Origin of the sequence: Streptomyces phaeochromogenes, from assembly GCF_001418655.1 — a bacterium.
GTDB lineage: Bacteria > Actinomycetota > Actinomycetes > Streptomycetales > Streptomycetaceae > Streptomyces > Streptomyces phaeochromogenes.
In genome coordinates this window covers 1-7335 of the sequence record NZ_LIQZ01000163.1, presented here as the reverse complement: position 1 = coordinate 7335, position 7335 = coordinate 1, and the positions used below count along the sequence as shown (strand labels likewise).

7 protein-coding genes are annotated in these 7335 nt (G+C 72.0%); 5 read left to right on the top strand and 2 right to left on the bottom strand.

Features of this window, described 5'->3' with window-relative positions; translation table 11 throughout:
- The first annotated feature begins 19 nt into the window (after positions 1-19).
- From AOK17_RS22570 to AOK17_RS22555, 4 genes are all read left to right on the top strand, one after another.
- Positions 20-418 (top strand): ATP-binding protein, encoded by a 399-nt coding sequence (locus tag AOK17_RS22570; protein WP_063997276.1) that lies wholly within the window; start codon positions 20-22, stop codon positions 416-418.
- 59 nt (positions 419-477) lie between these two features.
- The gene (locus AOK17_RS22565; protein ID WP_055614350.1) at positions 478-873 is read left to right on the top strand and encodes a nuclear transport factor 2 family protein; all 396 of its coding nucleotides are present in this window, start codon (positions 478-480) and stop codon (positions 871-873) included.
- 173 nt (positions 874-1046) lie between these two features.
- Positions 1047-2501, top strand: a complete 1455-nt coding sequence (locus tag AOK17_RS22560; protein WP_055614349.1) for an FG-GAP-like repeat-containing protein — start codon at positions 1047-1049, stop codon at positions 2499-2501.
- A 60-nt stretch (positions 2502-2561) separates the two neighbouring features.
- A complete protein-coding gene (locus tag AOK17_RS22555; protein ID WP_079053217.1) occupies positions 2562-3572 on the top strand; it encodes a Yip1 family protein in 1011 nt (336 codons plus the stop codon).
- 68 nt (positions 3573-3640) lie between these two features.
- Here AOK17_RS22555 and AOK17_RS22550 read toward each other — a convergent pair whose 3' ends face one another.
- Positions 3641-5038: an FAD-binding oxidoreductase gene (locus AOK17_RS22550; RefSeq protein ID WP_055614352.1), complete on the bottom strand. Its 1398-nt coding sequence runs from the start codon at positions 5036-5038 to the stop codon at positions 3641-3643.
- Positions 5039-5253: 215 nt separating this feature from the next.
- Here AOK17_RS22550 and AOK17_RS22545 point away from each other — a divergent pair, with 215 nt between their 5' ends.
- Positions 5254-6504, top strand: a complete 1251-nt coding sequence (locus AOK17_RS22545) for a sulfite oxidase (RefSeq protein ID WP_079053216.1) — start codon at positions 5254-5256, stop codon at positions 6502-6504.
- Here AOK17_RS22545 and AOK17_RS22540 read toward each other — a convergent pair.
- Positions 6395-7153 carry a hypothetical protein gene (locus AOK17_RS22540; RefSeq protein WP_055614347.1) on the bottom strand — a complete coding sequence of 253 codons (759 nt, stop codon included), beginning with the start codon at positions 7151-7153 and terminating at the stop codon, positions 6395-6397. The two genes, AOK17_RS22545 and AOK17_RS22540, sit on opposite strands and share 110 nt — an antisense overlap.
- Positions 7154-7335: the final 182 nt, after the last annotated feature.

Sequence of the window (7335 nt, the reverse complement as noted above, 5' to 3'; positions counted from 1 at the left end):
CTCCCCACCAGGAGACCGCATGCCCATGCCCACGCCCGCACCCTGGGAGTACACCCTCTACATCCCCCACGACCCCCGAGCCGTAGGCATCTGCCGCCGCGCCCTCCGCGACATCCTCACCAGCCACCACCTCCCCGCCCTCGTCGAACCGGCGGAGCTACTCGCCTCCGAGCTCCTCGGGAACGCCATCCGGCACACCGAGGGCCCCGCCGCCCTGAAGCTCAGACGGTCGGGGAACTCGTTCCGGCTGGGCGCGTGGGACACGGACCCCGCGCCGCCGACGACGAAGCCCGAGGACGACGAGACGGGCCGCGGCCTGCGGATCGTGCGCGCGTACGCCGACGACTGGGGCTGGTTCCAGGTCAACGGCACGGCGGGCAAGTACGTGTGGTGTGAACTCGGCACAAAAACCCAATAACGCGGGATAATCAGAATGTCGGCCATAAGACGCCAAGCAACAGAAAGGCGGCGATCACGATGGCTGAACACCCGAACGCAATGCTCGTCCGCAAGGGCTACGACGCTTTCACCAGGGGTGACATGGACACCCTGCGCGGCATGATGGCATCGGACTGTACGCACCACGTACCCGGTAGTCACATGCTCTCCGGCGACTACAAGGGGCAGGACGCGGTCATGGAGCTGTACGGCCGGCTCTTCGCGGAGACCAACGGGACCTTCCAGGTCGAGCTGGGCCACATCCTCGTCGACGGCCGAGGCCACGCCGTCTCCATGCACCGCTACACGGCCGAGCGCAACGGCAAGCGGATCGAGCAGAACGGCTGCCTCATCTTCCGGATCGTCGGGGACAAGTTCACCGACATCGACGAATGCCAGGAGGACATGGAGAAGGAGGCCGAGTTCTGGGCCTGACGCCCTACGGAAGGCGCATGCGCCAAGGAACCCGCACGCCCCACCGAACGCGCACGCCCCAGCGAACGCGCACGCGGCAAGGAATGCGCCCGGGGCCACAACCCCTGGCATCCTCCAGGTGTCACACAGGTGAACCACAGTCCCCGGTCACCGGTCACCACCCTGGAGCCCCCGTGCACATACGGACGTACGCACTCGCCGCCACCGTCGCCGCGGCGGTCACCGCGGGCCTGACACTCGCGCCCACCGCGGTCGCGGCCCAACCCTCCCCCACCACAAGCGACTTCAACGGCGACGGCTACGCGGACCTCGCCGTCGGCGTCCCCGACGGAGCCGTCGGCGGCAAGGCGAAGGCCGGATACGTCAACGTCGTGTGGGGCGGCCCGAAGGGGCTGGGCTCCCGCGGCAGCATCCGGGTCAGCCAGGCCACCGCCGAGGTGCCCGGCTCTCCGGAGGCGGGCGACCGGTTCGGCGCCTCCGCGGTCCTGGAGGACCTCAACGGCGACGGCATCGCGGAGCTGCTCGCCGGCGCACCCGGCGAGGACGTCACCGACCGTGGCGTGGACGCGGGCATGGTCACCGTCGTGGGCGGGGCGAGAGGCGGCCCGAGCCACGGGTCCACGGCCCTCACCGGCCCCGCGGCGTCGGCGGCGTACGGCGGGTCGGTCGCGGCGGCCGATCTGACCGGGGACGGCAGCAGGGACATCGTGATCGGCGGCCGGGACAAGGTCGTGCTGCGCACGGCCGACGGCATCCTCACCACCGTCCTCACGGCCCCCATGGGCGGTCGCGCGCCCGTCCTCGCCACCGGCGACTTCACCGCCGACGGCACGGCGGACCTGGCGCTGGCGTACTGGACGGTCGACGCCCCGTTCACGCAGTCGCACGTACGGCTGTGGGCCTGGGACGCGGCGGAGCAGGGCATGGCCAACACCTGGAACACCGACAACGCCGGTGTCTCGGCCCTCGCCGCCGGGGACTTCGACGGCGACGGCAACGACGACCTGGCCCTCGGCGAGTGCCGCGAGATCGCCGACGAGAACATCGACGACCCGTGCGGTCCGGAGGAGTTCGCGAAGGGCGGCGGCATCCATGTCCACTACGGCAGCGGCCCGGACGGCTCGTTCGGCTATCGCGCGCAGACCCTCGGCCAGGACACGGTCGGCGTACCGGGCGTCGCCGAGACGGGCGACCGCTTCGGCGCCTCCCTGGCCGTCGCGGACGTGAACCGCGACGGCCGCGACGACCTGGTCGCGGGCGCCCCCGGCGAGGCGATCGGCACCCGGGCGGGCGCCGGCGCCGCGACCCTCCTGTTCGGCGGCGCGACCGGCCTGGTCGACGCTCACGGGGAAGCTCACTCCGTCGCGTACAACCAGGACACCGCGCGCGTCCCGGGCGTCGCCGAGGCGGGCGACGCCTTCGGTGCCGCCGTCGCGACCGGTGACTACGATCACGACGGCAGGGCGGACATCGCGGTCGGCTCCCCCGGCGAGAACGCGAAGTCGGGCGGCGTATGGGTGCTCCCCCGCGCGAGCGCCGACGGCTCCTACACGGTCACACCCGCCAAGCTCGCCCTCCCGGCCGTGCCCGGCGGACTCGCGTACGGCCAAACCCTCAGCAGCCACTGAAAAGTCCCCGAACATACCCCCGAAGAACCCATGAAGGTCACCTGGGAAGTCCCTTAGGGGATGTCACAGCTCGGCAGCAAAGCCGGGCCCGTTGCCCCGGGCCCGGCACGTCACTGTGCGGGACCAGGTACGTTCGATTACGTGGCTGGATTCAGGATCGGACGCGGCCGGGACAACCGCACGCAGCAGGCGCACCCGCAACAACAGGCGCGGCAGCAGCCTTACGGACAGCAGGCCCCCCAGGGCGGCCCGTCGTACGGCTATCCCCCCGCGCCTCAGCCGTACCCGCAGCAGCATCAGCAGCGGTACGGCAATGGCGGCGGTGGCGGTGGCAACGGGCCGCAGCAGTGGCCCCAGACGAACGGGCACGGTGAGCCGGAGTACTTCGGCGACCACGACCATCACGGCCAGGGCCAGGACCCGTACGCGGCGAACCAGCCGGGTCACACCACGGCGTTCTCCGTCGGCGAGGACCCGTACAACCCGGGCGGCACGTACCGCGCGGGCCAGACGACCGCACCCCCGGTGGGCCCGCGGCTGCACTGGAAGGAACTGCTGACCGGCGTCATCATGCGCCCGAACCAGACCTTCCTGCAGATGCGCGACTACACGATGTGGGGCCCTGCCCTCATCGTGTCGTTCCTCTACGGCCTGCTGGCGGTCTTCGGCTTCGACGGCGCCCGCGCGGACGTCATAAACGCCACCCTGTCGAACGCGGTGCCCATCGTCCTGACGACGTCGATCGCGATCGTCCTCAGCGCGTTCATCCTGGGCGTGGTCACGCACACCCTCGCCCGCCAGCTCGGCGGCGACGGCGCCTGGCAGCCCACGGTCGGCCTCTCCATGCTGATCATGTCGCTGACGGACGCGCCGCGCCTGGTCGTCGCGATGTTCGCGGGCGGCGACGCGCCGTTCGTGCAGCTGCTGGGCTGGGCGACCTGGGTCGGGGCCGGCGTGCTCTTCACGCTGATGGTCAAGAAGTCGCACGACCTGCCGTGGCCCAAGGCCCTGGGAGCGTCGGCGATCCAGCTGATCGCCCTGCTGTCGATCATCAAGCTCGGTACGTTCTAGACGTCTCGTTACGTTCTAGGCACCCTCCGGGCGGCTCCTCGGGCGTCGTCCTGGGAGTCGCACAGGCCCTAGGCGTCGCCCTGGGGCCAGTGCGCCGGCTCGATGTTCTGGTTGGCGTGGAAGAGGTTGTGCGGGTCGTAGGTCCGCTTCACCTCGGCGAGCCGGTCGTAGTGGTCGCGGTAGGTGGCCCTGACCCGCTCCTGGCCCTCACCGGGCCCGATGAAGTTCACGTACGCGCCGCCCATCGAGTACGGGTGCAGCTCCTCGCGGTAGTCCGTGCACCACTGCTTGATGAGCTCGGCCTTGTCCGGGTCCGGGTCGATGCCCGCGAAGACGCCCGACCAGACGGCGTCGCGGTAGGCCCACGCCGTGTCGAAGGAGCCGACCCGGGAGGCGGCCCCGTCGACCGGGTAGAGGTGCATCGTCGACAGGTCGGTCGGCAGGTTCTCGCCGTACTTGAGGTGGATGTCGACGGCCTCGTCGGTGATCCGGTCGAAGAAGTCACCGCTCCAGTACCACTGCAGCCCCTTGGGGATCAGCTCGTCGAACATGGTCTGCAGCGCCGGGTACGGCATCGGGCTGGTGAAGTGGAAGGCAGGCCGCCCGGCGTCGTTCACCACCGCGAGCGTCTCGTCCAGCAGCGCCAGGTCACCGGTCCAGCACCACACGACGGCACACATCCTGTGCCCGTGCAGCTCCTCGGGGAACGGCGGCCCGGGCGGCACGGAGAGCACCGCGTAGAAGCCGTTCAGGTCCTCGGGCGCCTGCGGCAGGAACTCCCGGTACCAGCGCAGCACTTCACGCGTGTGGTCCACCGGCCAGACCGTGATGCCGACGCCCACGGAGTGCACCGGGTGCAGTCGGTAGGTGAAGGACGTGACGATCCCGAAGTTCCCGCCTCCGCCGCGCAGCGCCCAGAAGAGGTCCGGGTACGAGGTCTCGCTCGCCGTGACGAAGCTGCCGTCGGCGAGAACGACGTCCGCGGAGATCAGGTTGTCGATCGTGAGCCCGTACTTGCGGGTGAGGTGACCGTGCCCGCCGCCGAGGGTCAGTCCGCCGACGCCCGTCGTCGACATGATCCCGGCGGGGGTGGCGAGGCCGAAGGCGTGCGCCGCGTGGTCCAGGTCGCCGAGCAGGCTGCCGCCGCCGACCTGCGCGGTCTTCGCGACCGGGTCTACGCGCACCCAGCGCATCGGTGACAGGTCGAGCGTGACACCGCCGTCCACCAGGCACAGTCCCGGGCCGCTGTGCCCGCCGCCGCGCACGGCGAGTTCGAGCCCGTGGTCGCGGACGAAGTCGACCGCGTTCATCACGTCCCCGGCGTCCGCGCACCGCACGAAGGCGGCCGGCCGCCGGTCGATCATCGCGTTGTAGATCGACCGGGCCTCGTCGTACGCCGAATCCTGGGGCGAGATGACCGGGCCGCGCAGTCCGGTCCGCATCGCCTCCAGGGTCGTACCGTCCATGACGCCCGTGCCGCCGCCGCTGGTGCTCCCCGTGCTGCTGCCGGTGCTGCCGCCCATGACGATCGCTCTCCTCCGCGAGGCCCAGTAGGTACGGTCCGTCCGCGATCGCACGTTTCATCCGCCCCAGGGCCGATATGTACAGGGTCTCGCCGCTCGGTACGACTGGCAATCGCGAGCGGGGTGCCCGGGCCGGGCGACGGGAGCACCATGGAGCCATGGACGGCGGCAACGACAGCGGCACGGACGGCAGCTCGGACCACGGCACGGACCGCGGCACGGACGAACGTGGACGGACGCGCGGGGCCGGTTCACTGGCCGAGGTCAGCGCACCGGGCCGCGTGGCCGGACCCGACGAGGACATCAGCCAGGAGGAGCTGGCCCTCGCGGCCCGCAACCACGGCCTCCTCCTGGAGGCGCTGCGCCACGACGTGACCCCGCCCGGCCTGCACTACGTACTGGTCCACTACGACATCCCCTACATCCCGCCCGCCGAGGCCGACACCTGGACGCTCACGGTGGGCGGCCTGGTCCGGGAGCCCCTGGTCCTGGACCTGTCCGCCCTGTACTCCCTCCCGCCCGTCACCCACCGCGTGACCATGGAGTGCGCGGGCAACGGCCGGGCCCGCCTCACCCCGCGCCCCGTGAGCCAGCCCTGGCTGGTCGAGGCGGTCGGCACGGCGGACTGGACCGGCGTACCCCTGCGGACGCTGCTCGCCGAGGCCGGGGTCGAGCCGGACGCCGTCGAGGCGGTCTTCACGGGAGCCGACCACGGCGTGGAACGCGGCGTCGAACAGGACTACCGCCGCAGCCTGACGCTCGCGGACGCCACGGCCGCCGACCGGGAGGTCCTGGTGGCGTACGAGATGAACGGCGCCCCGCTCCCACCGCAGCACGGCCACCCGCTGCGTCTGGTGGTCCCCGGCTGGTACGGCATGGCGCATGTGAAGTGGCTGCGGGACATCACGCTCACCGACACCCCGTTCACGGGCTTCCAGCAGTCGGTGGCGTACCGCTACCGCCAGTCCCCCGACGAGCCCGGCGTCGCGGTCACCCGCATCGCGCCCCGCGCGCTGATGGTCCCGCCCGGCTTCCCGGACTTCATGTCCCGCACGAGGGTCGTACGCCCCGGTCCACTGCGGCTGGAGGGCCGCGCCTGGTCGGGCCACGCCCCGGTGACGAAGGTCGAGGTCAGCACGGACGACGGCGGCTCCTGGCGGGAGGCCGAGCTCGACCCGCCGGACGGCCGCGCGGGCCACGCCTGGTCCTGGCGCCACTGGGAGGCACCCTGGACTGCGGCCCCCGGCACCCACGTGCTGACGGCCCGGGCCACGGACGCCGCGGGCAACACGCAGCCGGTCACGCAGCCCTGGAACCGGGGAGGCTTCGGAAACAACCTGGTGCAACGGATTCCCGTACTGTGCGCGCCGGTTGACGGGTCGTCATCCACACGCTCCCGCCCGGCGTGACGCAGACCGCGCGCGGCCGGCGGAACCCGAGCGGCCTCAGCTGGTCCCCGTGCCGGGCGGAGAGCGTGACGGCCACGGCGGCGCCGCCCTCCTCGTCGACGGCACGCAGCCCCGGTGCCAGCAGGTCGGCGGCCACGGTGTGGTCCCAGGCACTGGTGTCGTCCAGCGCGCCGACGACGGCCACCTTCCAGTGCGACTCGTCGGGCGCTGCCTTCTTGAGACCGGCCGACGGGAACGGGCGCTCCTGCGGGCCGAGGGCGAGCTCGCGCGAGAGCAGGCTGCTGAAGCGCTGGTCGGGCGGCTCGGCACCGGAACTGGGCGGCAGCCAGACGGCTGCCGCGAGCAGCGTGCCGTCCTCGCGCTCGGCCACCCACACCTGACCGTCCTCCAGGGCGTGATGGGCCAGCATCAGCCGCATGGCACGGCGGGCCCGGTCCCAGTCGACGGGGGCGGCGGCGTCCGGGTGCTGCGGAAGGGCTCCGGTGCCTCCGGGGTCTCTGGTGTCTCCGGTGTCGGCCGGGGCGATGAGACGCGCCACCGCCGGTACGTCCACGAGTCCCGCGGCCCGCACGGTGGTGCGGGGCCGCAGCGGAAGGGGCGCCGCCATGGTCGAGGCGGAGACGGAGGCGGAGGTCAAGGCTGTGGTCATGTGTGGTGTTCTCCTTCTCAGACGGTCCGGCTCGTGCCGGTGAGTTCGACGCCGAGTTCGACGGTGACGGGGCGTACGCGGGCGGCGGACGGGAGCCCGGCGCGGAGGAGCCGGGTGGGGCGGGGCAGCCGGGGCTGATTGCGGGTGGAGGCGGAGGCGGGCCGGCCGGGACGGTCCTGGTG